Below are 26,011 nucleotides of genomic sequence, written 5' to 3'. Positions count from 1 at the left end.
CCCGTCGGCACGAAAATGGCTGTCAGACGGGAAGGCTGATGGCGCCTACGGCAGTTGCAGCAGCACGCCGACAATGGCCTTGCCGTCGGTGAAATAGGGATCGCCTTCGCCGTTGCGCCCGGCCTTTGTGGCGCCGACGCCTGGTATCTGGCTGGTCGAGATCAGCATGCCGGCAGCGGCGAGGTCGCGCATCAACCCGTCGCGCTCGGCGTCGATGTCGGGGCCGATGTGATGGGTGATCGCGCCGGTATCGTGGCTGAGGCCGACGCCGCGGTCGAAGCTTGCCGAGCCAAGCCAAAGCGGCCGGCCGTCGTCGCCGGTCGCATCGGTCTGCCAGAAACGGACGTGGTGGCGCCGGTCGGCGCTGTCGCCGACCGGCTTTTCGAAGGCGAGGTCCTGGGCGCGGCCTTCGAACAACAGCCGGCTGACCGGCGCGTCGGGATAGGGGCGGTTAAACAGCACGCTTTCGCCGATCTCGATGGCGGTCTTCAGCGTGATGGCGTCTGCCGTATCCCAGCCGGCGACGGCAAAAGCATGGACAAGCTCCTTCTTGGTGCCTACCAGGCCGACATTGATCGGATCGCCCGGAATGCCTTGCGGCGTGTGCGTCACCATCTCGAATTGCTGATTGCGAAAATTGCGGTCCCGCAACGTCCAGAACTCAGGCGCGGCGAAATAGGCGAGCGAAAGATAAGCGGCACAGCATGCCACCAGCCAGGTCGTTGCACGTCGTCGAAGGCTTCGTTGGCTCATGCATTGGCGCTCGAACTGGCAGGCCCGTCAGGCCGTCGAAATCCTTGGCAAGCGGCGCGCAGCCGGTCTATGGTAGCATGAAATGGCGTAGAACCGGCTAGCACGAATGAGGGCGTGATGAAGGGCAGTCCGGCGCGCGGCACTGCCATGGCGTTGACCGCCGACCTTGTCGCGCTGGTCGAACGTGTCGAGCCCGACCCCGGCCCCGAGCCCGGGACGACAGAGCACACCGACGCGGAGTTCGATGGTCTTGTCGAGCAACTGCTGCTGGAATACCGGCCCGAAATGCTCTGGGTCTTTGCCTACGGCTCGCTGATCTGGAATCCCGAATTCGACTATGTCGAGCAGCGCCCGGCCACGGCGCCAGGGTGGCACCGCTCGTTCTGCCTGAAGCTGACCCGCTGGCGGGGAACCCGTGATGTTCCGGCCTTGATGCTGGCTTTGGACCGGGGCGGCAGCTGCAAAGGCGTTGTCTACAGACTTCCGGCAGAAGATCATTTCGGGCAACTCGGTCGGCTGATGCGACGGGAGATCGACGCCAACCCGCCTACCAACGTGCCGCGCTGGATCTGGGTCGAGACCAGCGACGGGCCGCTACGCGCCCTAGCATTCGTCGCGGCGCCCGACGGCAAGGCATATGCCGGGCGGCTGCCGCTCGATCAGGTGGCACAGACATTGGCGCGCGCAGCCGGACATTGGGGTTCGTCCGCCCAGTATCTGTTCCGCACCGTCAGCATGCTCGAGGAGAGCGGAATCCGCGACAGAAACTTGTGGCACGTCCAGGGTCTGGTCGCGCAGCACATCAAGGCTTCCACCGGCGGCACGCAACGCAGCTGATCCGGACGCTCTCGCGAAATGCTTATTCCAATTTCATCTGAAAACCGGAACGGTCAGCGGCAGGCGCGGTAGCCGTTCTTGCGGTTCTTGATGTCGAAATGGAAATGGTTGCGGTGATCGTAATTGTAGCCGGGGCCGAGCACGGTGGTGAAGTACTGGCAGCCGTCGGCGCGCACATTGTTGAGGAAGCCGCGTGTGCGGAAGGCGAACAGGCCGGGCTTGCGGACGTCGATGTCGTCACCATTGTTGAGCTCGATGCTCATCACGTCGAGCGCATTGCCCTTGCCGTGTTCCGACAAAACACCTTCGCCGGCAATCCTGCGGCAGGAATAGCTCGATCCCTGGTGGATGGTCTTGACGCCTGAAAAATAGCGCCAGCGGGCCGACGGGACGAGTTCGTTCCTGGTCCAGCCGGCAAAGGTGGCGGCCATGTCGCAGGTCAGCGTCGCGGCCGGCTTCATCTCGACGCTGCCGATGGCCGAGACCTTGACCGGATAGTCGATGCCGCACTGGCCTTCATGGATCGGCGCAACGTCGGTGTAGACGACGCCGAGGCGTTTCAGTTCCTTGCGGCAATCGATCTCTGTAGTCGGCATCTGTTCGGCCGGCGACATCGGGTTGTCCAAGCGCGGATAGGCGGCCGTCATATAGGGGTCGGACGGGACGAGGCGCTGCATGCCGGAATATTCCAGGCCGGAATCTTGGGGACCGGAATCTTGTGGGCCGGAATTGGGCGGAACGGCAGCGGTCTGGCTGCCGACATCGACGGCCGGCTGCAGCGACAGCACGCTGCCGGTATTGCAGGCCGAGATCGCCGCAATGGCAAGCACGGCGGCAAGCCTGCCGGCCATGCGCGCGCGTCCTGTGTGCCGCGCAGCGGCAAGCGCAGCGCGAAATAGCCCGGCCATCGGAGGGGTTCCCTGTCCCTGGATGGCACAGACTCTAAACCTGAAGAGTAAAGGAAAAATCAGCGGCGCCGTTCACGCCTGCGGCCAAATTGCGGCGCCACTGTCGGCGCCCGGCGTCATTGGCAAAACGTGCCGCCATTGCGGCGCGGTTCGAGGTCGAAGTGGAGATGCAGCGAATGATCGGCGTCGCTGCCCGGGCCAAGCACGGTCTTGAACGGCCCGCAGGCGGCCTTGCGCACTGCATCCAGGAATTCCGCGTCCTTCTGCGGCGGCGTTGGACCGACATCGATCTCTTTCCCGTCGGAAAGCGTGAAGCTGGCGATGTCGAGGGCGTTGCCGAAGGCGTGCTCCGACAGTTTGCCGCCGGCGTGGCGCGGCCGGCAGACGAAGGCGGAGGCCTGGCCGATCGATTTGATATCCGTGCCGAACTCGGCCTTTGCGGCAGGCTGGATGACCGAAGCAGCAAAGCGGGCGGCCGCTTCCGCCATCTGGCAATTGAGCTCGGTTTCGGGACCGATGGCGATGGATTTGCCGAGCGTTTTCAGCACGACCGGGTAAGGGATCGAGCAACCGACCGCCGTATCATGCTCGGGCTTGCGCTCCTCGAAATCGACGCCCATGGACTTCAGCCGCCTGCGGCAGGCCAATTCTTCGGCCGGCATTTCCTCCCCGGCAATGGCGGCCGAGCGAGGATCTGGAAGGATTTCTTGCTCCGCCTTTTTGTCTGCCTCGGCCGGGTTTGGTGGCGCGGCCGGTGGGCTTGCCGGCGGCTCAGCCTGCGCCGGCTTTTCAGGAGGCTGTGGTGCAATCGCCGGCGGCTCCGGCTGCTGGGTCTTGGGCTGGCCATTTTGGGGCTGCCCGTTTTGCGGCTGCTCGTTTTGGGGCGGCTCAGCCTCCGGGGCATCCGCCGGGCGCGGCTCGGGGACCGGGATGTCGGCTGGCGACGGCGGAGTGGCTTCCTGGTTGAACTGCGGAACCGGTGCAGTTTGCGGCAGTTCGGGCGCCTTGGCCAGAGCGGGTCCCGTCAGCGACGTAGCCGTAACGGCCAGCAGCAATCTACCCAATCTGAAAAAGCCAAACGCCGCCATTACTTCGCAACGGCCAGAATGCAGGGAAGTTGCCTTGGGCGAGGCGGGCCGGCGATCACAATCGGTAACCGCGCCGTCACGCGCCGATCGCTTCCAGGCCCTCCTCGAGCCAGTCCGCCAGCAGCGGCATGCCGAGCAGGTACTTTGCCGTGCGCTTGTTGGCGCGCTCGCGGGCGGCGGTCAGCGCGTCCGTCCATTCCGTCGCGTCATAGTCGCCGCGGCCGACCCAGGCCAACGCAATCAGTTCGGCCGCTTCGTCGACATTGAGGTCGTCGATCAGCTCGCGCAGTTCTTCCTCGGTGAGATCTTCGGAACTTTCCTCGGCAAGGCCGTCGTGATGGTGGTTGTCGTGCGCGTTGCCGTCGAGCTCTACCTCGTGCTCGGCGCCGTCGGCATAGTCTTCGTTGACGGCGGCGCTGAGCGCCTTCGCCTTGAGGATGAACAGGCGCACGGTGTCGGGACCGATCGAAAGCTCCCAGTCTCGTTCAACGCGTTGCTGCACCGGCCGTCTCCCTGCTTCGTGCTCGGTCGGCCCGATGATAGCGGATTTGCAGCGCTCGTCACGTTCTCTTGCGCGTCGGCGTTGATCGTGAACCATGATTTCCGATGCCCTCTGTTCCAGGGATAAGATGGCCTTGCTGGGAGAGATCGCGGTTTTGAGATAGAATGGCATTTTCCGGGGACGAAACGGCTTCGGCCCGGCGTTAGTGTTGCATTGTCAGGTTCTAAGGAGAGTTCGATGCGCAGACGATTGCTGATTTGTGCCATGGCCATGGCCGCCCTGCCGCTGATTGCGGCTCCGGCGTTTTCGGCTGGTGAAGGCGGGGGAGGTGGTGGCGGCGGCGGCGGCAATGGCGGCGGCGGCCAGAGCCAGTGCAAGAAGGGGGAGGCCTGGGACAAGAAGCAGAAGAAATGTGTCTCGCCGAAGCAAGGTATGCTGGACGACGACAGCATCTATGATGCCGGTCGCGCGCTGGCGATGGATGGACGCTATGACGAGGCGATCGCCGTGCTCAGCCTCGCCGCCAACAAGCAGGACCCGCGCATCCTCAACTATCTCGGCTATTCGCACCGCCATTCCGGCCGCATCACCGTCGGCCTCGGCTATTACGAGGAAGCGCTGCGCATCGACCCCAATTACACGCTGGTGCGCGAATATCTCGGCGAGGCGCACCTGCAGATCGGCGATCTTGCCGGCGCCCAGGAACAGCTCCGCGAAATCGAGAAGCGCACGGGCAAGGGATCTCGCGAATACGGCATGCTGTCGGAGCAGATCGATCATTTCATGAGGAGCTGATCCTCCGGAACGCTCGTCATAACCGGCTGTGAGCGATCGCAGCCGGTTTTTTGCTGTGCTGCGCACGTTTGGCACAACCGGGATCTGGCATCACGGTACACGCGATACGATCTTGGAACCCCGCTTTACGTTGGGTCAGCCGCGCAATCGGTCGATGATTTTTCAAAAACCGACTTTTTGGACGTGAAAAACCCGCGAAGATTGCTATATCTTGCGAAATTGTGGTGAGACGGTTCCGTTAGCCCGAGGCTGCCGGACCGTTTTCTTTTTGTACCATCGACAAGGTCGCTCCCGATTGCGGGGGCGGCGGCAGGAAAGGTCAGGCATATGAACAAGGTCCCGATGACAGGCGAGGGGTTCGCGTCATTGAAGGAAGAACTGCGCTGGCGCCAGCAACAGGAGCGGCCGCGTATCATCGAGGCGATCTCCGAAGCGCGCTCGCATGGCGACCTCTCCGAAAATGCCGAATATCACGCGGCAAAAGAGGCGCAGAGCCTCAATGAGGGCCGGGTCAACGAACTCGAGGATCTGATCGCGCGGGCCGAGGTGATCGACGTCACCAAGCTCAGCGGCGACAAGGTCAAGTTCGGCGCCACCGTGGTGCTGGTCGACGAGGATACCGAGGAGAAAAAGACCTACCAGATCGTCGGCGACCAGGAGGCTGACGTGAAGTCCGGCCGCATCTCGATCTCCTCGCCGATCGCGCGTGCCCTGATCGGCAAGGAAGTCGGCGACGCCATCGAGGTCAACGCGCCCGGCGGCGCCAGGGGCTACGAGATCGTCCAGGTGCAATTTATCTGAGGGACAAAGCGGTAGGCGCCTTAATCCCGACGGGCAGCGCCGCCCCTCATCGCCCTGCCGGGCACTTCTGCCCGTATAGTGATGGGGAGAAGGGGCTGTCCGGAACCTCGACGCCGCTTCTGCAACGTCACCGATTGGCGAAATCCCCGGTGAAGGCGTCCTTCTCCCCGTCCCTATACGGGGAGAAGATGGCGGCAGCCTGATGAGGGCCAGCGCCGACTTTCCGGAATTGTTCGTCCCGAAGATCAGCCCCTGCCGACCTTGAGCTGACCAATCTCCCGAAGCGCCAGCAATCTCTCGGCTTCCGCCATCACCGCCGCCGGCGTGATGCCGCGGCCGGGTCTGGCAAGCAGCGTCGATGAGAACGGGCCGCGCGGGCCGGTCAGGCCGGGCTCGGTGGCGAGGAATACCGCCACCGTCGGCAGGCCGAAGGCGCTGGCGAGATGGGTCAGGCCGGTGTCGGCGCCGATCACCAACGCTGAGCCGCCGATGACAGCGGCGATCTCGGCAAGCGGCGACCTGGGAACCACCACGGTTTGCGAAACGGCGCCGGCGATCGCCTCGGCAACTGCCTTTTCCCGGTCGTTCGACCAGGTGGTGACCGGCGTCATCCCCTTATCCACCAGCAGGCGGGCGGTTTCGATCCAGTCCGCGACCGGCCATTTCTTGTCCTCGCGGCTGGTGCCGTGCAGCAGGAAGGCGGTCTTTTCGCCGACAAAAGTCGATCTTCCGGCTGGCGGCACGATGCCGGAGTCAAGCCGGGAAAAATCCGGCTCGTAGCCGAGCGCCAGCCCGAACAGCCGTCTCGTGCGCTCGATGGCATGCAGGTCGCGCGGCACGGCGTAGCGATGGCCATAAAACAGGCTCGCCGAAGGCTCGCGGGCGCTTGAGCGGTCGAACCCGGCGATCGGTCCTGCCGCCAGCCGCGCCACCAGCGCCGATTTCAACAAGCCTTGCGCATCGAGAACGAGGTCGTAGCGGCAATCGCGCAAGGCGCGGCACAAGCCGACCACTTCCCGCCATGTGCCGGGCTCGAGCAGCTTCCTGCGCCAGCGCCGGATCGCCACGCTGTGGATGGTTTGGATGGCGGGATGCAGCGCCACGATGCCGGCAAAGGCCTCTTCCACGCACCAGTCGAACGACAGGCCGGGCCGGGCGCGGCGCGCATCCTCGATCGCGGGAAAGGTGTGGATGACGTCGCCCATCGACGACGTCTTGACGATCAGCACCTTCATGCGGCGGCCGGCATTTCCAGCAGCCGCTCCGCCGCCGCCACGACGCGTTCGACGTCCAGCGTCTTCAGGCAGTTGAGATGGCCGAGTGGACAGGTCTTCCTGTGGCACGGCGAACAGGACAGGCCGAGCCAGACCAGTTCGCGACGCTCGGCGAGCGGCGGCGTGTTGTCGGGCGAGGTCGAGCCGTAGACGGCGACGACCGGTGTGCCGACCGCGGCGGCGACATGCATCAGCCCGCTGTCGTTGGAGACGGCGAGCCTCGCCGCGGCGATCAGGTCGATGGCATCCTCCAGCCGCGTCTGGCCGGCGAGATCGACGGCGCCCGGAGCCAGCGCGGCGATTTCAGCCGTCACTTCGGCATCATTCTTCGATCCGAACAGCGCCACGCCAAACCCCTTCGCCATCATCTCTCGGGCAAGGCCGGCATAGTGTTCGCTCGGCCAGCGCTTGGCCGGGCCGAATTCGGCGCCGGGCATAAGTGCCACGAATTTCCTCGCCGTCAGCCCGAAACGGCCGAGCAGTGCCGCCTGGTTGTCCTGATCGACGGCAAGCTTGGGAGCCCGGAAGGCGCCGCCCTGGGCAAGGCCGAAATAGGCCTGCGCGGTGCGCCGTTTCAGGCGATCGGGCAAGGGCACGATGTCGGTCAGCAGCCCATAGCGCATTTCCTTGAGATGGCCGACGCGGCGCGGAATGCGGGCAAAGAACGGGATCAGCGCCGACTTCCAGCTGCCCGGCAGGATATAGGCCATGTCGTAGCGGCCGCGCAGCAGCCGGCCGAAGCGCCTGCGGATGCGGAATTCGAACGCGCCGGATTTCAGCGGCAGATCGATCTGCTGGCGTATTTCGGGCATGCGCTTGACCAGGGGGGCTGCCCAGGCCGGCGCCAGCACGTCGATGGCGGCGTTCGGATGAAGCTCCCTCAGCGCCTGGAACAGGCACTGCGCCATCACCATGTCGCCCACCCAGCGTGGGCCGATCACGAGGATCGTTGGGCTTTCAGCCATTCGACATAGTCTCTGACGCCGGTTTCCACTGTGCGGAACTGGCCATTGTAACCGGCTGCGCGCAAGCGGGACATATCAGCTTGCGTAAAGCTCTGGTAGCTGCCCTTGAGGTGGTCGGGAAACTCGATGAATTCGATCTGGCCTTGGCCGAGCGTATCGATCACCGTTTCGGCAATGGCGCGGAACGGCTGGGCCTTGCCGGTGCCGCAGTTGAAGATGCCGCTCGAGCCGCGTTTCCACAGCCACAGATTGACGTCGGCGACATCGCCGACATGGATGAAGTCGCGGCTCTGCTCGCCGGGCCCGAAACCATCATAGGCGCCGAACAGCTTGGGGTTTTCGCCGCGTTCGACCTGGTTGAACAAATGGAAGGCGACCGAGGCCATGGCGCCCTTATGCGCCTCGCGCGGTCCGTAGACGTTGAAATAACGCAGGCCCGCCACCGGCGAATGGTCGGTATCGAACACGGTGCGGCGGACATAGTCGTCGAACAGCTTTTTCGAATAGGCATAGACGTTGAGCGGCCGTTCGTATTGCGGATCCTCGCGGAACTCGGCGCCGCCGCCATAGACCGAAGCGGACGAGGCATAGAGGAAGGGTACGCGCAGGGCCAGGCAGGCGTGCAGCAAGTGCTTCGAATAGGTGTAGTTGACCTCCATCATGAACTTGCCGTTCCATTCGGTGGTGGTCGAGCAGGCACCCTGGTGGAAGACGGCCTCGATGCGGCCGAGGTCCCCGGCCTCCATCCGCGCCAGAAAATCGTCCTTGTCGAGATAATCGGCGATCTCGAGATCGGCGAGATTGGCGATCTTGTGGCCGTCGGTGAGGTCGTCGACGACGAGGATGTCGCTGAAACCGTCGGCGTTGAGCGCGGCGACGATGTTGGAACCGATCATGCCGGCGCCGCCCGTGACGATGATCATGAAAGCCTCTGGTACCTTGTGCCGGTTGTAGCCCTTGTGGGATTCTGGCCTTATAGGGGAGCCGGGCCGGGCTGTCGACAAAGCAGGTGGCGGGCGGCAGGATGAGCGTCATAGTGGCGCCGCAAAGGTCTCGTTTCGGTCGGCCTGCCGGCCGACCGGCGACAGGAGCAAGGTAATGCCGTCAACCGAACTGCTTGTCGCCTTTTTCGCCACCACGGCGATCTTCGCCTATATCCCCGGTCCGGCGATGCTCTATGCCGCCGCGCAAACCATGGCGCGCGGCCGCTGGTCCGGCCTGATGGCGGCGCTCGGCATCCATCTCGGCGGCTATGTCCATGTCTTCGCCGCCGCTGTCGGCCTGTCGGTGCTTTTCCATGCCGTGCCGGTGCTTTATATGGCGGTCAAGCTGGTCGGTGCACTGTATCTGATCTGGCTCGGTGTTTCGCTGTTTCGCGCCAAGGCCCAAGGCGATGCGGTTTTGCCGGGAATTCAGCCGAAATCCGCCCGCCGCGCCTTTTTCGAGAGCGTTGCCGTCGAGGTGCTCAATCCCAAGACGGCGATTTTCTTCATGGCGTTCCTGCCGCAATTCATCGATGCCTCGGCAGGGCTTCCGGTCTGGCTGCAGTTCGTCGTGCTTGGAACGATCGTCAATTTGATGTTCTCGTCGGCCGACATTGTTTGCGTGATGCTGGCCGGCGCGGTGACCGCCAGGCTGCGGCGCTTGAGCCGGGCGCAACGACTGATGCGGCGCGCCGGCGGTGCGGTGCTCGTCGGGCTGGGCGTGCATGTCGCGTTGCAGAAAAGCTGACCCACCGTCGCGCTGCGGCGATCGGTCGAAGGCCTGCCGTTGCGTTGGCTGGAATTGCGGTATATCGGCATCGCCATGAACGGCCGGCCCTGCCAATCGAATTTCCCTGTCACTGAAATCGGCTCTCCCGCGCGTTGACATGATCAAGCTGCCTTCACCCGAACCTCTTCACCGCGCCATCTCGCGCTTCGGCAGCGCCACCGTGCTGGTGGTCGGCGATTTCATCCTCGACCGTTTCGTCAATGGCGTAATCGAGCGCATTTCGCCGGAAGCGCCGATCCCCGTGCTGCACGGGCGCGGCGAAACGCTGGCGATGGGTGGCGCCGGCAATGTCGTCGCCAATATCGTTTCGCTCGGCGCCGCCGCCATACCGGTCTCAGTGATCGGTGCTGACGAGGCCGGCAAGAACCTCATGCGCATGCTCGACGAGTTTGGCGTCGACACCGGCGGGCTGGCGCAGGATGCCGATCGCATGACGTCGTCGAAAAGCCGCTTCAGCGCGCTCAACCAGCAGGTGCTGCGTTTCGACGAAGAGGAAATCAAGCCGCTGGGCGATGCCGAGCGGGCGATGATGGTCGGGCATTTCCGCGACGCGCTGGCGCGCGCCGACATCGTCATCCTGTCCGACTATGGCAAGGGCGTGCTGCTCGACGGCGTCGCCGGCGAGCTGATCTCGATCTGTCGGGAAGCGGGCAAGCCGGTGCTGGTCGATCCGAAGGGCAGCGACTATGCGCGTTATGCCGGCGCGACGGCAATCACGCCCAACCGTAAGGAGCTCGGCGAGGCGGTCGGCCGCGCGGTGTTCGCCGACGACGAGATCGAGGCGGCGGCGCGCCAGCTGATTGCGGCGCACGGTTTCGATTTCGTCGTCGCGACGCGCAGCGAAAAGGGCATGAGCGTCATCGGTGCGGACGACGCCCGGCATATCGCCACGCAGGCGCGCGAAGTGTTCGACGTTTCAGGCGCCGGCGACACGGTGATCGCGACGTTTGCACTGGCGCTTGCTGCAGGGGCGGATCGCGTCATGGCCGGATCGATCGCCAACGCCGCCGGCGGCGTTGTCGTCGGCAAGCGCGGCACGGCGCGGCTGACGATCGAGGAACTCACCGGCGCGCTGTTTCGCTCGCATGGTCCGGTTGCCCACAAGGATGCCATCCTCGATGCCGCCGCCGCAGCGCGGCTGGTGGCGGCCTGGAAGGACGAGGGCTTGAGCGTGGGCTTCACCAATGGCTGTTTCGATATCCTGCATGCCGGCCATGTCAGTCTGTTGCACGCGGCGCGCAGCCTGTGCGACCGGCTGGTGCTCGGCCTCAACAGCGATGCCTCGGTGCGCCGGCTGAAAGGGCCGGGGCGCCCGGTCAACGACCAGCATGACCGGGCCTGCGTGCTGGCAGCACTTGCCTCCGTCGACGCCGTCGTCATCTTCGAGGAGGATACGCCGCTTTCGCTGATCGAGGCGCTGAGCCCCGACATACTAGTCAAGGGCGCCGACTATACGGTCGATCAGGTGGTTGGCGCCGATGTCGTGCAGAAGGCCGGCGGGCGCGTCGTGCTGGTCGATCTCGTTGCCGGCAAGAGCACGACCGGCACCATCGGCAGATTGCGCGCCGGGAACTGAGGATTTCATGTCCGAACTGAACGATTACCTGGCCCGCTCGGCGGCCGCGATTTCGGCGATGGTCGAGCGCGACCTGACCAGCGAGATGGAGCGGGCGGTCAGCGCCGTCGTCGCCGCGCTTTCGCAGGGCAAGGCGTTGCTGATCGCCGGTAATGGCGGCTCGGCCAGCGATGCCATCCACATTGCCGGCGAGTTGGTCGGCCGCTTCCTCAGGGAGCGCAAGGCCTACAACGTCATCGCGCTGCCCGCCAATGCGGCGGTGCTGACAGCCTGGGGCAACGACTACGGCTTCGACACGGTGTTTGCGCGCCAGGTCGAGGCGCATGGCTCGGCGGGCGCCGTGCTGCTCGCCATCTCGACCAGCGGCAATTCGCCAAGCATTCTCGCCGCCGCCCAGCAGGCGCGCATGATGGGCATGACGGTCATCAGCCTGACCGGCGACACCGGCGGCAAGCTGAAGCCGCTCTCCGACATCCTGCTCAACGTACCCTCGACCTCGACGCCGATCATCCAGCAAGGGCATTTGTGCCTCTACCACCATTTGTGCGAAATGGTCGAAACGCGCCTCTGCGACGCGGGGTGATTGGGTATTCGATTAGGCGCCAGCGCTGAAGCTGCCGATCTCCCCCCTTGTGGGGGAGATGCCCGGCAGGGCAGAGGGGGGCGCTGTCCCGCCGACCTGTCGATGGATTTTCAATCATGCCCTCAGACATGTTATCGGCTGGTCGCAGGTGAACGAGGTTGGCGTTCCTTCACGCCCGCTCTGTCCTGCCGGACATCTCCCCCACGAGGGGGGAGATTGGATGTAGCCTCGGTTTTCGCCAATCTTCAACGCTGAAGACAATTTTGTTCTTGCTTTGTGCCGGCAGCTATGCTACTAATTTGGGTATGGTGATGATTTCCACCAACGACCCGCCCGCCGAGGCGGGTTTTTTGTTTCCGGGTTTTTGTTTCGCAGGCGCTTTGCCTGGTCTCTCAAGCTGAAAGTGCCACCAGCCCTTTGTCCTTGACCCGGCGGATGGTCAGCGCGGTTCGCACCGTATCGACCGAGGCGCTTGGGTCAGAGCACAATTAGTTGGCTTCTGCCAATGTCGCGAAGTTTAGGATTTTTGCGTCATCCAGCGGCGAAAAAGCCGGCCATCTATGATGAGCAGGCTTGCAATGATCGATGTCATCCCCGCGAACTCGAACGGCTCCAGCCTTTCCCCGAGAAACACTGTGCCAAGCAGGATCGCGCTGGCAGGCACCAGAAGCGTCACGAGGGAAGCGTTTGTCGCTCCGGCCGAGGCGATCAGGTTGAAATAGAGGATGAATGCCAGCGCCGTCGTGAAGACCGCAAGAACAGCCACTGCCGCCCATATGGGGACGCTTGACGTCACGATCGCCGCCGGACTGTAGAGAAGGAAAACGATCGGTAACATGACTATGGTGGAGGCAGTGAGTTGGCCGGTCGCCACCACCGATGGCTTCATGTTCTTGAACCGCTTGGCGTAGACGACGCCGAAGCCGTATGAGATGGCCGCCCCGATCACGGCGAGCTTCGCCCAGGCAGGGCCACCAAGATTGGACAGCAGCCCGGGGCCGATCATGATGGCGGCTCCGGCGATTCCGAGCCCCACTCCCGCAAGCTTGGTTGCCGACAATTTCTCATCCGCCGTCAGCAGGTTTGCAATGAGGATCGTCCACAGAGGTGTTGTTGCGTAGAAGATAGAGGCAAGACCCGCACCAATCTCGGTTTGTCCTGTGAAGATCAGAGAGAACGGAATCACGTTGTTGAGCAAAGCCAGGCACAGGAAGGAGCCGGACCTCGCCAGTGCGGGAGCGAACGAAATGCCACATGTCCTCAGCCATAAATGCAGAACCAAGGCGGCGATCGACACCCGATAAAGGACAAGGGCCAGTGGCGGAATCTCGGCTACCGCGATACGCGCGAAGAAGAAGGTGCCGCCCCACAGAAAACCCAGAAGCAGCAACTGCCCCCAGTCGCTTGCCGACATTGAGCGTGTCGGTGCTGTCGTGCTCAACGCTTCGCCTGTCTAATTTCGGAGTGTAAGTGCAGACGATAATACGAATTAATCTGGCGATTATATTGGCCTGAATCGACGAGATTTATTAGAATATTAATATTGGAATTAATATTCTAAAGTGTTTTAGAATTCCTATTGTCGAATATCAAAGCTTCCGTTGCTGCGGTCCCGATCAGGCGTGGAACGCCACTAGCCCTTCATCCTTGACCCGGCGGATGGTCAGCGCGGTTCGCACCGTATCGACATTGGCTGCCGAGGCCAGTTCCTCGATGACAAAGGTCTGGAAGGTGCCGAGGTCGCTCGCCACGCAATGCAGCAGGAAGTCGGACTCGCCCGACACCATCCAGGCATCGCGCACGATCGGCCAGCCGCGGGTGCGCTCGGCGAAGGTCTTGAGCTCGGCGTCGGCCTGGTGATGCAGGCCGATCAGGCAGAAGGCGACGACGTCAAGGCCGAGCGCCGGCGCGTTGAGCAAGGCGCGGTAGCCGCGGATGATGCCGGCTTCTTCCAGCCGCCTGACGCGGCGCAGGCATGGCGGCGCCGAAATGCCGACGCGGCTCGACAGTTCGACATTGGTCATGCGCCCGTCCTGCTGAAGCTCGCGCAGGATCTTCCAGTCGATGGCATCGAGATCGGCCTTGATCGGCATGGCGGCTTCCGTGCGGGCTTCCGTGGTGACGCGAAAGAATCTTTCGCGACTTTGTAGTTAAACGACTTTGCTGTCTATTCCATCCGGTGGATCGAGGATTTTCGCATCATCTTGCTACCGGTTGCTTGTCGCCGTCGCCGGTGCGGAAGCTTTCCGGGGACGAACGGCAACTTGCCTTGCTGGCGTCGCAGGCAACACTTACATTACGCGCAACAATCGACGAGAGTTCATGCCACAATCCATGGCTGCTCCCCCGCAGAGGCTTTTCATGATCACCAAGCACGCGCCTGTTCTCATCATCGGCTCCGGCCCTGCCGGCTATACGGCGGCGATCTATGCCGCCCGCGCCATGCTCAAGCCAATGCTGGTCGCCGGCCTGCAGCAGGGCGGGCAACTGATGATCACCACCGATGTCGAAAACTATCCGGGCTTCGCCGACCCGATCCAGGGCCCATGGCTGATGAGCGAAATGCTCAAGCAGGCCGAGCATGTCGGCACCGACATCGTCAACGACATCATCACCGAGGTCGACCTCAATGTGCGGCCGTTCCGCGCCAAGGGCGATTCCGGTACGACCTATACCGCCGACGCGCTGATCATCGCCACCGGCGCGCAGGCGAAGTGGCTGGGCATCCCGAGCGAACACACCTTCATGGGCTTTGGCGTCTCGGCCTGCGCCACCTGCGACGGCTTCTTCTATCGCGGCAAGGATGTCGCGGTGATCGGCGGCGGCAATTCGGCGGTGGAGGAAGCGCTCTATCTCTCCAACCTGGCCAAGAGCGTCACCGTCATCCACAGGCGCAGCGATTTCCGCGCCGAGCGCATCCTGCGCGAGCGGCTGCTGCAGAAGGACAATGTCCGCGTCATCTGGGATACGGTCGTCGACGAGATCACTGGCCGGCCCGGCAAGGCGCCGATGCCGCCTTCGGTCGAAGGGCTGAAGCTGCGCAATGTGGTGACCGGGCAGGAGATGCATCTCGTGGTCGACGGCGTGTTTGTGGCGATCGGCCACGCACCGGCGGTCGAGCTGTTTGCCGGCAAGCTGAAGCAGAAGCCGAACGGTTATCTGTGGACGGCACCGGATTCGACCCGCACCGACATGCCGGGCGTGTTCGCCGCCGGCGACGTGACCGACGATATCTACCGCCAGGCGGTGACGGCGGCCGGGCTTGGCTGCATGGCCGCGCTCGAGGCGGAAAAATATTTGGCGGGGATCGAGGTTCACCGCGAAGCGGCGGAGTGATTGTTGAACAAGCGGCTGAGAAAAGCCGCGCAAAAGCCTGATTTTTCATTCAGACGCCAAAACAGGCGGACGCCAGAAAACAGGACGAGGGGAAATCATGGCGTTGGATTGGGACAAGCTACGCGTGTTTCACGCCGCAGCAGAAGCGGGGTCGTTCACCCATGCCGCGGAAACACTGCATTTGTCGCAATCGGCGATCTCGCGGCAGGTCAGCGCGCTCGAGCATGACGTCGGCGTGCCGCTGTTCAATCGCCACGCCCGCGGCCTGGTGCTGACCGAACAGGGCGAGATGCTGTTCCGCACGGCGCACGACGTGCTGATGAAGCTCGAAACCATCAAGTCGCGGCTGACCGAGACTAAGGACCGGCCCTCCGGCGTGCTCAGGGTGACGACCACGGTCGGCCTCGGCGCCGGCTGGCTGACCGAGCGCGTGCAGGAATTCATCGAGCTCTATCCTGAGGTCAGCCTGCAGCTTATCCTCGCCAATGAGGAGCTCGACCTCACAATGCGCCAGGCCGATTGCGCCATCCGGCTGCGCCAGCCGCAGCAGCCCGACCTCATCCAGCGCCGCCTGTTCACCGTGCATTTCCATCTCTACGCGGCGCCCTCCTATGTGAACAAATACGGCAAGCCGAATTCGATCGCCGAGCTGAAGGCCCATCGCATCGTCACCTTCGGCGTGCCGGTGCCGGCGCATCTGTCGGAACTGAACTGGCTGGAAACGGTCGGCGATTTCGAAGGCGGGCAAAGGGTGCCGACGCTGCAGATCAACGACATCCTGTCGATCAAGCGGGCGGTGCAAGGCGGCGCCGGCATCGCCATGCTGCCGGATTACGTGGTCAGCAAGGATTCGGGGCTGGTGCAGTTGCTGCCCGAGACCGAGGTGCCGTCTTTCGACACCTATTTCGCCTATCCCGACGCGATGAAGAACCAGGCGAAGCTGCATGTCTTCCGCGATTTCATCATCGCCAAGGCGCGCAGCTGGTCGTTTTAGAGTGCGTCGATAGTCAGCCTAGGTTGCGACGCCGATGGCGGGCTTTTGGGCGACATGCACCCAGCAAGGTCTGGCTGCCGAAAAAACAAACGCGTGCTGCACGATTCCACGTCATCCTGCGTTTTTCGACTTTCCGAGCAAGAATCGCTGCCGATTCGCGGCTGCAGATCGATTTTTGCCTTGCCGCAGGCTGCATTTCAGCGATTCAACTGGTCCTATTGCGCTTCGGGCCGGATTGGACCACAGCCGGCGCCTTTTTGCATGTGTGTGTTGCAAAATAGATGCTTGTTTCTTGGGCATGAAGAGCACATATATAGATCATCTCCTGAGCGCGTTCTCCTCCCATTAGCGCTCTCGAGTGTTCCCCTCTGGAGGTTAGCCTTAACAGGCACTTCCAATCAAACTCAGCCGGGTCTTCATTGATCCGGCTTTTTTGTTGCCCGAAACCAACACATCGCCAGAAAATCGGCCGGAACTGGCGCGTAACAGTGACATGTAACCTCGGGTAACATGCCGCGGGCGCGCCAAATCGATTAAGCAGAGCATAGGACGCGGTGTGGCTCGTCCGGGGGATGGGGGCATCACTCGGACGACCCGGGCTCAGGCGGCTACCGCGTCCGAACCTTCCTCCGCCGCCAGGCACCGGCGGCAAGCATGCGGCGGACCTGCCGTTTCGCCTCCCACGAAGACGGTCCGCAACGAAACGGCGCCCGGATGATCCGGGCGCCGTTTCCTTGTGTTCTGGCCGCAAGCTGTTGTTTCAGGCGGCCTTGCCGTTGGCGTTCAGCGCTTCGTCGGCCAGCCGGCCAGTGAGTTCGGCCATGTGGTCGAAGACGGCCCGGTAGCTGGCGACACCCGCAGTGGCAGAGCGCAGCTCGATGATGAGGTCGCCGATCTCGGCCTGCGGCATGGTCGCCTCGACAACGTCCCATCCCGGCCAATCAGGCCGCGCGTCGTAGCCGAGGATCTGGCCGCGCCGCTGCGGGATCAGCGCGATGATCTTCGACGTCGCATCCGACGGCGTGACGATCTCGACCTTCATCACCGGTTCGAGCAGCACCGGCGAGCACGCGGCCATACCTTCCTTCATCGCCAGCTTCGCCGCCATCTGGAAGGCCATATCGGAGGAATCGACGGCATGGTAGGAGCCGTCGGAAAGGTTGACGGCAACATCGACGACCGGGAAGCCGAGCGGCCCGGATTTCAGGTAATCGCGCACGCCGGTCTCGACCGACTGGATGTAGGTCTTCGGCACGACGCCGCCGGTGATCGTATCGGTGAACTGGAAGCCTGACCCGCGCGGCAGCGGTTTGATCTCGATCACCACGTCACCGAACTGGCCGTGGCCACCCGATTGCTTCTTGTGGCGGCCGCGCTGCTGCGTCGCTTTGCGGATCGTCTCGCGGTAGGGCACGGCCGGCACATGGCCTTCGACCGGGATCTGGTTCTTGCCTTCCAGCCGCTCGCGCACGACGCGCAGATGCATCTCGCCATGGCCAGACAGCACGGTTTCGGCCGAATCCTGGTTGTGATGCAGGTTGAGCGAGGGATCTTCCTCGGCCAGGCGCTGGATGGCCGCCGACATCTTGACCTCGTCCTTGCGCTCTTTCGGCCGCAGAGCGAAGGCGAAGACCGGTTGGGGCGGCGCCAGCGTGACCAGCGGCTTGATGCCGCCCTTGGTCGAGCTCAGCGTCTGGCCGGTCCTGACGGCGTCGAGCTTGCCGAGCGCGACCGTGTCGCCGGCCTTGGCCGAAGTCAGCTTGAACTGGTCCTTGCCGAGCATCTTGTAGATGCCGGAGACCTTTGCCGTTTCGCCATTGGAAAGGAACAGCTCGGCGGCGTCGGCGACCTGGCCGGACAGGATGCGCGACACCGATAGCTTGCCGCCATGCGCGGTGTGGACGGTCTTCATCACCTGGACCACGGTGGCGTTGCCATCGGGCGCGCCGAGACGCTGGCGCGTCGCCTCGATGTCGGGTGCGTCGTGACGGATTGTCTTCAACAGGCGCAGCACGCCATTGCCCTTCTCGGCGGTGCCGATCAGCACCGGCGTCACTATGCCGTCGCGCAGGTCGGCGGCAAGATCGTCGAAGATGGCATCCTTTGGCGGTTCGATCTCGTCCAGCAATTGCTCCATCAGCCGGTCGTCATGGTCGGCGAGCGTCTCCAGCATGGAAAAGCGCGCCTCGAGCTCGCGCGCCTTGTCGTCGCTCGGGATCTGCGCGACCTCGCTCTCGGCATATTCGCGGTAGATGTAGGCTCGCTCCAGAGCAAGATCGATCGAGCCGATGACGACGCCGTCCTTGCGCAGCGGGATCTGGCGCAGCAGCAGAGGCACCGAGCTTGCAGGCTGGAGCATCTTCAGCGTGTCGCGCACGCCTGCTATCGCCTTGTCGACCTTGTTCAGGAACAGGATGCGCGGCACGCCGAGATCATCGAGCTTGCGCATGATCAGCTGCAGGGCAGGAATCTTCTTCTCGTCGGCTTCGGCGACGACCACGGCGACGTCGCAGGCGGCCAGCACCGGCTCGGCTTCGAAGGAGAATTCGATGGAACCGGGACAATCGACGAAGGTGAACGGCTCGCCCATGAATTCGGTGGTAGCGAAGGTCGCCTCGACGCTCATCGCATGGGCACGCGCCTCGGGCGAATGATCGGAAACGGTATTTCCCGACGAAACGGGATTCTGGCGGGGAATGGCGCCTGTACGGGCGAGTATGGCTTCGAGAAGTGTCGTCTTACCGCTTGCGAAGGGACCGACTATGGCAATGCATTTCGGTCCCGTGCGTCGTCCTCCGGCGCGAGTACCCATGGCTGACCTCCACTCAGGCGTTTCCCTGTGAGCGGCGGCCGGCCTGTCGGCCGTCGCGGGCGAGGCTTTTTTCAATTTGCCACCTACCCAAAGGGCATCGTCCCACGGGCAGGCCGGGAGGGCAAGGGATTTGAAGTTGAAGGGATTTGAAGTTGACGTTCGGGTTCAGCCGGTGCCGGCTAGGCGCGACGCCAGCGGGGTTGCGTCCACGCGCTGCACTGCCACCGTCTCGGCAAAGCGCGCGAGCAGCGGATTGAACAGGTCCGCACGTTCCCAGAAAGGCGCATGCCCGGCGCCGGGGACGATTTGGCAATGCTCCCACAGCGAGCCGTAGGCGAGCGTCTCAAAATAGCCGAGCCGGACGAACGGATCGTTCTCGCCATTGACGATGGCGACCGGAAATGCGGCTTGCTCGACCACCTGTCGCTGGTCGGCGCCCTTGCCGGTGAGCATGCCGCGCGTCACCGCGGCGCGCAGCCGGCCGTCGGTGCGCAGGATGGTTTTGCGGAAAGACGGGTCGGCGGTGTCGCCGAAGCAGAGCGTTTCGAAGCGCTCGGCATCGCGTTCGGAATACGTCTTTTTGGACGCCAGCAGCATGTCCCAATGCGCATGGAAGCCGCGCAGCATGCCGAAAGGGCCCTTGGATACCGGCGGCGCGCCGGTTAGCATCAGCCCGCCGACGGCGCGGTGGAAACTCGCGAGCTCGATTGCCACGTGCCCGCCAAGCGACCAGCCGAAGACGACGGCGCGGCCGATCCCCAAGGCATCGAGGAGCTGAGCCGCCGACTGGGCAAGGCCGGCGATGGTGTAGTCCGTCGCCGGATCGCGGGCGTCAGACGATTCGCCATGGCCGGGCAGGTCGAAAGCAATCAATCGATGGGCAGCGGCCAACGGGCTGTCGAACTGGCGGGCGAATACGGCGCGCGAACTGCCCGAGCCGTGGATCAGGACAAGCGGGATGCCTGGTCCCGACGACTGGCTGAGGCGCAAATCCGCTTGCGGCGTGCGGATCGTGCGGTGGGAAACGGCCATAGCTGGTTGGACCTTCGGATTGTCTCGAGGTCAACATCGCATGCCGAGGTCACCATGTTGTTTAGAACGGTGGTTAAGAAATGATTTCTCGGTTTCTGCCGAGTATGATGCAGCGAATCCACCACAGCTAACCCCAGGACCCTGATGATGGAATCCACACTCGACCTTGTCCTCTCGATCAGCAGCATCGCCACGCTCGGCCAATATGCCTGGTCGATGCGCGCGCATTTCCAGTCATCGAGCATGTCTCAAGGCGCCGTGATCATTTCGGCCGTCGTGGTCGGCACGGCGCTGTTCTTTCTTGCACTGCTGTGGATCGAGCGGCAGCCGGTTGCAGCGAAGATCGTCGGGCTCGCCATCGAACTGGCAAGCTCGGCGCTTTTCTGGTGGGCGATCTCGGTCTCGCGCAAGGCGCGGCTGCGTTTCGCGTTCGATCCGGACAATCCCGACAGCCTGGTGACCGAAGGCCCTTATCTCCATGTCCGCCATCCGTTCTACACGTCCTACATCATCTTCTGGATCGGATGGGGCATCGCGACCTGGTCGGTGTGGGCGGTGGTGCCGGTCGCCGGCATCGTTACGATCTATGTGATCGCGGCCTTGGACGAAGAGCGAAAATTTTCGCGGACAAGGCTGGCCGATGCTTACAACGCCTACCGCACGCGCACCGGCCTGTTCTGGCCTCGCCTTGCCCGTAGCCGGGCAGGACATGCAGCCGGCATCGGACGAAAGTGGTAGGGTCTAAGTCCGCACACCGCGGAATCAAATCGAGGATTGCGACGATGAAGATCATTGCCTGCGGCAGCGTGCCGACGATCGTTGCGCCGGAGACATATTTCACCGGCCGGGTTTTGCAGACGCCGATCATCGAGAAAGAGGCGCCGGCGCGGCTCAGGGCCACGCTGGTCAGCTTCGAGCCCGGCGCCCGCACCCACTGGCACACGCATCCGCTCGGCCAGACGCTCTATGTCACGTCCGGTGCCGGCCTCGCGCAAAGCTGGGGCGGGCCGATCCAGGAGATCAGGGCCGGCGACGTCGTCTCCTTTGCGGCCGGCGAAAAGCACTGGCACGGCGCCGCGGCCAAATCGGCGATGACCCACATCGCCATGCAGGAGCAGCTCGACGGCTTGCATGTCGACTGGCTGGAGAAGGTCAGCGACGAGCAGTATGGCGGCTGAAACGTCTCAGGCCAGCGAGGCAGTAAAGCGCTGGATGCGCGTGCAGGCCTCTTCGAGCAGTGTCTCCGATGTGGCGTAGGAGATGCGGAAGTTCGGGCCGAGGCCAAAGGCCGAGCCGAAAACAACCGCCACGCCCTCGGCCTCGAGCAGTTCCGAGCAGAAGGTTTCGTCGCTGTCGATCACCTTGCCGCTCTTGGTCTTCTTGCCGATCAGCTGGGCACAGGAGGGATAGACGTAGAACGCACCCTCCGGCGACGGGCAGGTGATGCCGCGCGCCTGGTTGAGCATCGAGACGACGAGATCGCGCCGGCCCTGGAAGATCGCCTTGTTCTTCGGGATGAAATCCTGCGGGCCGTTCAGCGCTTCGACCGCCGCCCATTGGGCGATGGTGCAGGCGCCGGAGGTCTGCTGGCCCTGGATCATGTCCATCGCCTTGATCAGCGGCACCGGGCCTGCCGCATAGCCGATGCGCCAGCCGGTCATGGCGTAGGCCTTCGACACGCCGTTCATCGTCAGTGTGCGCTCATAAAGCTTAGGCTCGACCTCGGCGATGGTCTTGAAGACGAAGTCGCCATAGGTCAAATGCTCGTACATGTCGTCGGTCAGCACCCAGACATGAGGGTGCTTCAACAGCACGTCAGCCAGGCTCTTGAGCTCCGCTTCGGTATAGGCGGCGCCCGAGGGGTTGGACGGCGAGTTCATCAACAGCCATTTGGTGCGCGGCGTGATCGCCTTCTCCAGCACGGCCGCCGTCAACTTGAAGCCGTTGTCGATCGAGGTCTCGACAAAGGCCGAGGTGCCGCCGCAGATCGCTACCATTTCGGGATAGCTCACCCAATAGGGCCGCGGGATGATCACCTCGTCGCCGGGGTTCAGTGTCGCCATGAAGGCGTTGAACAGGATCTGCTTGCCGCCGGTGCCGACGATGGTCTGCTCCGTCCGGTAGTCGAGATTGTTCTCACGCTTGAACTTTTTCGCGATTGCTTCGCGCAGCGGCACGATGCCGGAGACCGGCGGGTACTTCGTCTCGCCGCGGCGGATCGCCTCGATTGCGGCGTTCTTGATGTTGTCGGGGGTGTCGAAGTCCGGTTCGCCGGCGCCCAGCCCGATCACGTCCCGGCCGGCGTTTTTCAGCTCGCGCGCTTTCTGCGTCACCGCGATGGTCGCGGAAGGCTTTACGCGGGAAAGGGCGTCGGCAAGAAAGGCCATGAGAGATATCTCCAGAAAGCACCGGCGCGGCGAAGGCGCCGCGGCGCCTCTCATGTCGCATCATCTGGTCAAGCGCAAGCCCCGGCGCAAGCCCAGCGCAGGCATTGTCGAATGAGCCAACGCGCAATGCTGGCAACAATAAATTCATCAACGATCGGTAAAAGCTTGAACGGCAGGACCGTGGCCGGTCTGCCAGTCTCGTACAGCGAGGAACCGTGACGCGCAGCATCGAGCTTGCCCATATCATCCGCCATGATGACGGCACCGCCAGCGGTGTCTGGGGGCTCTATGCGCTGCAAAGCGCTTTCCAGCCAATCTTCGCCTTCAACAAGGGCAAGCTTTCCGTCGTCGCCTTCGAAGGGCTGATCCGGCCGTTCCGCGACGGCGAGCCGCAGCAGCCGATGAATTTCTTCAACAGCTGTCCGGCGGTCGACCGCCTGCATATCGAGGCGTTGACACGGACACTGCACCTTCTGAACGCCGGCGCCTGCCTGCCGCGAGACGCCTCCATCTTCATCAATTTCGATCCGTCGGTGTTCACCGACCGCGGCATCGCCGACAAGGCGCTGCGCGACATGCGGCTGGTGCTGCACGAGGCCGACATCGATCCGCGCCGCGTCGTCTGCGAGGTCACCGAGCAGAAATCGGCGTCGCAGGAAACGCTCTACAATTTCGTCGAGGCGCTCAGGGGCAATGGTTTGCGCATTGCCGTCGACGATTACGGCGCCGACGAATCCGACATCAATCGCATTAAGGAACTCAGGCCGGACATCGTCAAGTTCGACGCCGACTGGATCATGACGCTGATGGAATCCGGTGCCGGCTTCGCCTTGCTGACCGCCATGGTGACCAGCTTCGAAGAGCAAGGCATCCGTACGGTATTCGAGGGCATCGAGACGGGCTGGCAGCTCGAGCTTGCCGAAAAGTCGGGCGCCTCGATGGTGCAGGGCTACGTGCTGGCGCGCCCCGAACTTGCGCCGACCAGCTTTCGCGTCTTCGACATGAGCGGGCAGGCGGCCGCGGTGTCGGCCGATGCGGAGAAGATACCCGTGGCCGTTTCGCCATCGCGGCGACCGATGCGGCCCTTTGGCCGCAGGGTGTCATCGTGACCGGGCAAGCCGACATGCGGCACAAGGTCGGAGAGGCGATCTTTGCCGACGAGGTCGGCATCGAATATGGCGTCTACGGCGCATTCCGGCTAAGGAGCGCCTACCAGCCGGTCTTCGCGCCGCGCGGCAGATTTCTCGCCGCTGTCGCGGTCGAGGGACTGATCGAGCCGCATCGTGCTGGCAGGCCGGTGGCGCCGCAAATGTTCTTCGAAGGCGTGCCGGCAGCGGATCGGCTGTTTGTCGAAACCATGTGCCGCGTGCTGCATTTGCGCAACTTCCGCAACATCGGCGTCGACGGGCTCGACCTGTTCTTCAACTACAATCCGCTGATCAACGATGACCCCGCACGGGCGCTGGCCGAAATCAGGCTGATGACCAGGCATCTGGCGGATTTCGGCCTGCATCCCGGCATGCTGGTCTGCGAGATCACCGAGCAGGCGGCCGGCGACAAGGTGCTTGTCAGCCTGGCGCGCGAGATGCGGCGCGACGGCGTCCGTATCGCCATCGACGATTTCGGCACCGGGCATTCGACGGAAGAAAGAGTCGCGCTGGTGCAGCCCGACATCGTCAAGATCGACGGCACCTGGTTCGCCGAATTCTGCCGCCATGCCGCCGCCGAGCGGTTTTTCCGGCCGTTGGTTTCGACGCTGCACGACCGTGGCGCCAAGGTGCTGGTCGAAGGCATCGAGAACGCCACGCATCTGCGCGTCGCGCTGGATGGCGGCGTCGACCTGCTGCAGGGCTTTTATCTTGCCCGGCCGGCGCTGGCCGGTACGATGTTCGATGAGGAGCCGCTGTCGAGCGACAGACTGCTTGGCAGGGATAGCAACGTCATCCCTTTGTTCGGATGAATGCATCAGCGGCGCTGATGGTTACGCCAAAACAAATCACTGGATGAAGCCGCCGCTGCCGCGATAGAGGCTGGAGGCTGGATCAAGCCCTGAGACGGGTGGTTGCGAGCAAGGGGGAGCACTGATGATACTCTATGGAATGATCGACAGCGGCAATTGCTACAAGCCGCGCCTGTTGATGGCCAAACTCGGCATCGCTTTCACCAATCTCGAGGTCAGCTCGCATGCCGGCGACACGCGCAAGCCCGACTATGTCGCGAAAAACCCGAACGCCATGGTGCCGCTGCTCGAACTCGACGACGGCCGCCGGCTGGCCGAATCCAATGCCATCCTGCTCTACCTCGCCGAAGGCACGCGGTTCCTGCCGGCGGACAGATACGAACGCGCGCTGGCCTATCAGTGGCTGTTCTTCGAGCAATACAGCCACGAGCCTTATATCGCCGTGCGCAGAGCGCTGCTGACCTTCCCTGAAAGAGCCAAGGACGCGACGCCCGAGCGGCTGGCGCTGACGCTGGAGCGCGGCAACAAGGCGCTCGGCGTCATGGATAAGCACCTGGCCGGGAGCAGCTTCTTCGCCGGCAGTGCGCTCAGCGTCGCCGACATTGCGCTCTATGCCTATACGCATACGGCCGAGACGGGCGGCTTTCAGCTCGACGCCTATCCGGCGGTCGCCGCCTGGCTGCAACGGGTCGAGGCCGACCCGGGGCATGTGCCGCTGGAGTGGTTGCCTTAGTTCTGTCCTCATGCTTGTCGCGCGCTTCGCGGCTCGCTCCGGACGTCGCGCTAGCGGCTTTCGGCCGGCGGCGTGAATGGCCGCACGGCTATTTCAGCAGGCGATCATATTCCGAATGGGTGCCTATCCAGAACCAGACCACGTCATCGTGGTCGCGAACAGCTACGGCGCGGTAGTTGATATCAACCCGCGCCGACCAGTAGCGCCCGACCTGTTTGAAATGCAACGACGGGTGGAACGGCTCAGAATTCAGTTTGGCGAAACGTCTGTTCGCCTTTGCTCTGATTAACGAGGGTAGTTTTGCGTAGGCCTCCCAAAACGAGGGAGTGGCAAAATGCTTTACAGAGGCCGGGTCCGGCCGGCCCGATGATCAGCCAAGGCCTGCTCGGCAAGCTTGTCCAGCCTGCCGCCCTTGGCGTCGGCCTCGAACTGACGGTCCCACATGTCGGCTTGCAGCGCCTCGAACCATGCGGCAAACGCCTTGAGCTCTTCGGGGCTTAGTTCGGCGACGGATTTCTCAATCTGTTCAAGCTTGCTCATGGGTTGATGGTACCATGGCCGGGGTAAAAACACCACAAAGTGGTCCCATAGGACCAAGGCGGTGGTTCATCGGAATCCAGACAGCAAAAAGGCGGGACAAAATCCCGCCTTCCCATGCTTGGTAGCCTGATCGGGAGCGTTTTGGCCGGGCCGGCAGCAATCTGCTGCTTCGGCTTGTCGGGGTCTTTCGCTCCGGCGCGCATCTCGCGCGACCGCCAGTACATCCGTGACTTGCCGCGGGGCCCCCGGGGTTCCCCCCCGGCCGCGCAGACCCAAATAAAGCTGCCGCAGAGAGGTCATATTAGGAGCGCGGGTCACGGCGGCGGGGGCGAGCCAAGTAGAATGGTGTGGTTTTGGGGTGG

27 protein-coding genes are annotated in these 26,011 nt (G+C 63.4%); 14 read left to right on the top strand and 13 right to left on the bottom strand.

From position 1 onward, the window contains the following. Positions 1 to 45: 45 nt before the first annotated feature. Positions 46 to 753: an LssY C-terminal domain-containing protein gene (locus tag NKH91_RS00135; protein ID WP_352846680.1), complete on the bottom strand. Its 708-nt coding sequence runs from the start codon at positions 751 to 753 to the stop codon at positions 46 to 48. A gap of 117 nt (positions 754 to 870) precedes the next feature. On the opposite strand from NKH91_RS00135, the gene NKH91_RS00130 reads away from it, so the two are divergent. Continuing rightward, the gene (locus NKH91_RS00130; RefSeq protein WP_502898960.1) at positions 871 to 1,590 is read left to right on the top strand and encodes a gamma-glutamylcyclotransferase; all 720 of its coding nucleotides are present in this window, start codon (positions 871 to 873) and stop codon (positions 1,588 to 1,590) included. Between the two features lie 53 nt (positions 1,591 to 1,643). Here NKH91_RS00130 and NKH91_RS00125 read toward each other — a convergent pair whose 3' ends face one another. From NKH91_RS00125 to NKH91_RS00115, 3 genes are all read right to left on the bottom strand, one after another. Then, a complete protein-coding gene (locus tag NKH91_RS00125) occupies positions 1,644 to 2,498 on the bottom strand; it encodes an extensin-like domain-containing protein (RefSeq protein WP_352846685.1) in 855 nt (284 codons plus the stop codon). A 116-nt stretch (positions 2,499 to 2,614) separates the two neighbouring features. Next, positions 2,615 to 3,586: an extensin-like domain-containing protein gene (locus NKH91_RS00120; protein ID WP_352846688.1), complete on the bottom strand. Its 972-nt coding sequence runs from the start codon at positions 3,584 to 3,586 to the stop codon at positions 2,615 to 2,617. Between the two features lie 76 nt (positions 3,587 to 3,662). Beyond that, entirely contained in the window at positions 3,663 to 4,088 is a 426-nt protein-coding gene (locus tag NKH91_RS00115) for a DUF3775 domain-containing protein (protein ID WP_254819248.1), read from the bottom strand. Between the two features lie 237 nt (positions 4,089 to 4,325). On the opposite strand from NKH91_RS00115, the gene NKH91_RS00110 reads away from it, so the two are divergent. Then, positions 4,326 to 4,883, top strand: coding sequence for a tetratricopeptide repeat protein (locus NKH91_RS00110; protein ID WP_023719114.1), 558 nt, complete (start codon positions 4,326 to 4,328; stop codon positions 4,881 to 4,883). Positions 4,884 to 5,210: 327 nt separating this feature from the next. After that, positions 5,211 to 5,684: a transcription elongation factor GreA gene (gene greA / locus NKH91_RS00105; protein ID WP_023719113.1), complete on the top strand. Its 474-nt coding sequence runs from the start codon at positions 5,211 to 5,213 to the stop codon at positions 5,682 to 5,684. A gap of 245 nt (positions 5,685 to 5,929) precedes the next feature. Here greA and waaC read toward each other — a convergent pair whose 3' ends face one another. The 3 genes from waaC to rfaD are packed head-to-tail and all read right to left on the bottom strand — an operon-like array spanning position 5,930 to position 8,846. Then, positions 5,930 to 6,919 carry a lipopolysaccharide heptosyltransferase I gene (waaC, locus tag NKH91_RS00100; RefSeq protein ID WP_352846690.1) on the bottom strand — a complete coding sequence of 330 codons (990 nt, stop codon included), beginning with the start codon at positions 6,917 to 6,919 and terminating at the stop codon, positions 5,930 to 5,932. Then, positions 6,916 to 7,923, bottom strand: a complete 1,008-nt coding sequence (gene waaF, locus NKH91_RS00095; protein ID WP_352846693.1) for a lipopolysaccharide heptosyltransferase II — start codon at positions 7,921 to 7,923, stop codon at positions 6,916 to 6,918. Before waaF ends, waaC begins: the two co-directional genes overlap by 4 nt. Further along, a complete protein-coding gene (gene rfaD, locus NKH91_RS00090) occupies positions 7,896 to 8,846 on the bottom strand; it encodes an ADP-glyceromanno-heptose 6-epimerase (RefSeq protein WP_352592456.1) in 951 nt (316 codons plus the stop codon). Before rfaD ends, waaF begins: the two co-directional genes overlap by 28 nt. Before the next feature lie 175 nt (positions 8,847 to 9,021). Between rfaD and NKH91_RS00085 the strand changes: the two genes are divergently transcribed. From NKH91_RS00085 to NKH91_RS00075, 3 genes are all read left to right on the top strand, one after another. Next, on the top strand, positions 9,022 to 9,654 hold the full coding sequence (locus NKH91_RS00085; RefSeq protein ID WP_352884476.1) for a LysE family translocator: 633 nt from the start codon (positions 9,022 to 9,024) through the stop codon (positions 9,652 to 9,654). 139 nt (positions 9,655 to 9,793) lie between these two features. Further along, positions 9,794 to 11,272 carry a D-glycero-beta-D-manno-heptose-7-phosphate kinase gene (gene rfaE1 / locus NKH91_RS00080; RefSeq protein ID WP_352846697.1) on the top strand — a complete coding sequence of 493 codons (1,479 nt, stop codon included), beginning with the start codon at positions 9,794 to 9,796 and terminating at the stop codon, positions 11,270 to 11,272. Between the two features lie 7 nt (positions 11,273 to 11,279). After that, positions 11,280 to 11,855 (top strand): D-sedoheptulose-7-phosphate isomerase, encoded by a 576-nt coding sequence (locus tag NKH91_RS00075; protein ID WP_023678348.1) that lies wholly within the window; start codon positions 11,280 to 11,282, stop codon positions 11,853 to 11,855. Between the two features lie 517 nt (positions 11,856 to 12,372). Here the strand turns inward: NKH91_RS00075 and NKH91_RS00070 are convergent. After that, the gene (locus NKH91_RS00070) at positions 12,373 to 13,269 is read right to left on the bottom strand and encodes a DMT family transporter (protein ID WP_352494919.1); all 897 of its coding nucleotides are present in this window, start codon (positions 13,267 to 13,269) and stop codon (positions 12,373 to 12,375) included. Positions 13,270 to 13,471: 202 nt separating this feature from the next. After that, the gene (locus NKH91_RS00065; protein WP_352494920.1) at positions 13,472 to 13,948 is read right to left on the bottom strand and encodes an Lrp/AsnC family transcriptional regulator; all 477 of its coding nucleotides are present in this window, start codon (positions 13,946 to 13,948) and stop codon (positions 13,472 to 13,474) included. A 268-nt stretch (positions 13,949 to 14,216) separates the two neighbouring features. On the opposite strand from NKH91_RS00065, the gene trxB reads away from it, so the two are divergent. Together trxB and NKH91_RS00055 are read left to right on the top strand one after the other, a co-directional pair. Next, a complete protein-coding gene (trxB, locus tag NKH91_RS00060; RefSeq protein WP_023719101.1) occupies positions 14,217 to 15,191 on the top strand; it encodes a thioredoxin-disulfide reductase in 975 nt (324 codons plus the stop codon). 97 nt (positions 15,192 to 15,288) lie between these two features. Beyond that, positions 15,289 to 16,185, top strand: a complete 897-nt coding sequence (locus tag NKH91_RS00055; RefSeq protein ID WP_023719100.1) for a LysR family transcriptional regulator — start codon at positions 15,289 to 15,291, stop codon at positions 16,183 to 16,185. Positions 16,186 to 16,945: 760 nt separating this feature from the next. Here the strand turns inward: NKH91_RS00055 and NKH91_RS00050 are convergent. Both NKH91_RS00050 and NKH91_RS00045 read right to left on the bottom strand, forming a co-directional pair. Then, complete coding sequence (locus tag NKH91_RS00050; protein ID WP_352846700.1) at positions 16,946 to 18,997, bottom strand: elongation factor G; 2,052 nt, start codon at positions 18,995 to 18,997, stop codon at positions 16,946 to 16,948. 165 nt (positions 18,998 to 19,162) lie between these two features. After that, positions 19,163 to 20,029 carry an alpha/beta fold hydrolase gene (locus NKH91_RS00045; RefSeq protein WP_023719380.1) on the bottom strand — a complete coding sequence of 289 codons (867 nt, stop codon included), beginning with the start codon at positions 20,027 to 20,029 and terminating at the stop codon, positions 19,163 to 19,165. A 144-nt stretch (positions 20,030 to 20,173) separates the two neighbouring features. Between NKH91_RS00045 and NKH91_RS00040 the strand changes: the two genes are divergently transcribed. Continuing rightward, positions 20,174 to 20,767 (top strand): methyltransferase family protein, encoded by a 594-nt coding sequence (locus NKH91_RS00040; protein ID WP_352846703.1) that lies wholly within the window; start codon positions 20,174 to 20,176, stop codon positions 20,765 to 20,767. Positions 20,768 to 20,811: 44 nt separating this feature from the next. Next, complete coding sequence (locus tag NKH91_RS00035; protein WP_352884479.1) at positions 20,812 to 21,207, top strand: (R)-mandelonitrile lyase; 396 nt, start codon at positions 20,812 to 20,814, stop codon at positions 21,205 to 21,207. Positions 21,208 to 21,213: 6 nt separating this feature from the next. Here the strand turns inward: NKH91_RS00035 and NKH91_RS00030 are convergent, their stop codons facing one another. Next, complete coding sequence (locus NKH91_RS00030; protein WP_023719377.1) at positions 21,214 to 22,416, bottom strand: pyridoxal phosphate-dependent aminotransferase; 1,203 nt, start codon at positions 22,414 to 22,416, stop codon at positions 21,214 to 21,216. A 215-nt stretch (positions 22,417 to 22,631) separates the two neighbouring features. Between NKH91_RS00030 and NKH91_RS00025 the strand changes: the two genes are divergently transcribed. From NKH91_RS00025 to NKH91_RS32300, 4 genes are all read left to right on the top strand, one after another. Continuing rightward, positions 22,632 to 23,525, top strand: a complete 894-nt coding sequence (locus NKH91_RS00025) for an EAL domain-containing protein (protein ID WP_352846706.1) — start codon at positions 22,632 to 22,634, stop codon at positions 23,523 to 23,525. A 14-nt stretch (positions 23,526 to 23,539) separates the two neighbouring features. After that, the gene (locus NKH91_RS00020; RefSeq protein WP_502898966.1) at positions 23,540 to 24,376 is read left to right on the top strand and encodes an EAL domain-containing protein; all 837 of its coding nucleotides are present in this window, start codon (positions 23,540 to 23,542) and stop codon (positions 24,374 to 24,376) included. Between the two features lie 124 nt (positions 24,377 to 24,500). Beyond that, positions 24,501 to 25,109 (top strand): glutathione S-transferase family protein, encoded by a 609-nt coding sequence (locus NKH91_RS00015; RefSeq protein ID WP_352846712.1) that lies wholly within the window; start codon positions 24,501 to 24,503, stop codon positions 25,107 to 25,109. A 76-nt stretch (positions 25,110 to 25,185) separates the two neighbouring features. Then, positions 25,186 to 25,398 carry a hypothetical protein gene (locus NKH91_RS32300; RefSeq protein WP_502898959.1) on the top strand — a complete coding sequence of 71 codons (213 nt, stop codon included), beginning with the start codon at positions 25,186 to 25,188 and terminating at the stop codon, positions 25,396 to 25,398. A gap of 50 nt (positions 25,399 to 25,448) precedes the next feature. On the opposite strand, the gene NKH91_RS00005 is transcribed toward NKH91_RS32300, so the two are convergent. Next, positions 25,449 to 25,649 carry a hypothetical protein gene (locus NKH91_RS00005; protein ID WP_352637184.1) on the bottom strand — a complete coding sequence of 67 codons (201 nt, stop codon included), beginning with the start codon at positions 25,647 to 25,649 and terminating at the stop codon, positions 25,449 to 25,451. Positions 25,650 to 26,011: the final 362 nt, after the last annotated feature.

Origin of the sequence: Mesorhizobium sp. M0894, from assembly GCF_040319725.1 — a bacterium.
Taxonomy (GTDB): domain Bacteria; phylum Pseudomonadota; class Alphaproteobacteria; order Rhizobiales; family Rhizobiaceae; genus Mesorhizobium.
The sequence above is the reverse complement of the archived record's forward strand: the minus strand, read 5'-3'. Positions and strand labels throughout refer to the sequence as shown.